The sequence below is a fragment of the Oleiphilus sp. HI0067 genome, from assembly GCF_001635735.1.
Genome location: NZ_LWFI01000109.1, coordinates 1 through 971, shown reverse-complemented (window position 1 = coordinate 971; position 971 = coordinate 1). Strand labels below are relative to the sequence as shown.

General features: G+C 44.4%; 1 protein-coding gene. It reads left to right on the top strand.

Going from position 1 to position 971, the window contains the following annotated elements; translation table 11 throughout:
* The coding region (locus A3739_RS01485; RefSeq protein ID WP_156502236.1) for a WS/DGAT domain-containing protein at positions 1–841 on the top strand (841 nt) is incomplete at its 5' end.
* Between the last annotated feature and the right edge of the window lie 130 nt (positions 842–971).

Below are 971 nucleotides of genomic sequence, written 5' to 3'. Positions count from 1 at the left end.
TTTGCGCGATCAAGATGCTATGCGCGGTATTGTTGGTGATGGTGTTCGTGCAGCGACAGAGTTAGCGCAACTAGCGACCATGCCCGCGGATCCGCGTAGTACTTTGAAAGGCAAACTTGGTGTTAGAAAAACATGTGCTTGGTCTGAGCCGGTGAGCTTTGAGAAGTTTCATGGGATTGCGAAGGTTGTCGGCTGTAAGATCAATGACCTACTCATGTCTTGTGTAGCAGGCGCTTTTCGTGAAGAGTTGATTCGCGCGGGTGAGAATTTAGAAGGGCGCAATGTTCATGTGACGATTCCAGTTAATATTCGTCCAATGGATAAGATGGATCTAAGCCAAAATCCTGATGACCTGGGTAACCAGTTTGGTACTGTGTTTGCTGCATTGCCTGTTGATATCGAGAATCCTTTAGAGCGCGTATATAAAATAAAGCACGACATGATTGCGCTTAAGCAATCACTTCAGCCAGCTTTGTCTTATGGCATTTTGTATGCGACAGGCATGCTGCCAAAATCTATGCAAAGAGCGCTTACTGAGAGCTTCGGGAATAAGACAACTGCAGTGATGTCGAATGTTCCAGGACCTCGCGAAGCACGTTACATCGCAGGATCAAAGATCAAGGAGCAAATGTTTTGGGTTCCTCAAACAGGCGATCTTGGTATTGGTTTGAGTATCATCAGTTATGGCGGTCAAATACAGTTTGGATTGGTCGGTGATTCACGTCTATTGCCTAATCCAGAGCGCATAGTTTCTCAGTTTGTAGCGCAAATTGAGTTACATCGAACAGATATTGTTGCTAGCTACATCGAAGACCTTGTTCAACCAACGGTGATTGGTTAACAACTTGCCTTTTATCATCATGAGTGCTTGAATTCGCCCTCTTTATTAGAGAGCAACAAGCACATCATGACTGATCAACAAAAAGTACCTTTAGCGCAAAAGTTAAATCTAGAAACCGCACAGATTTCTT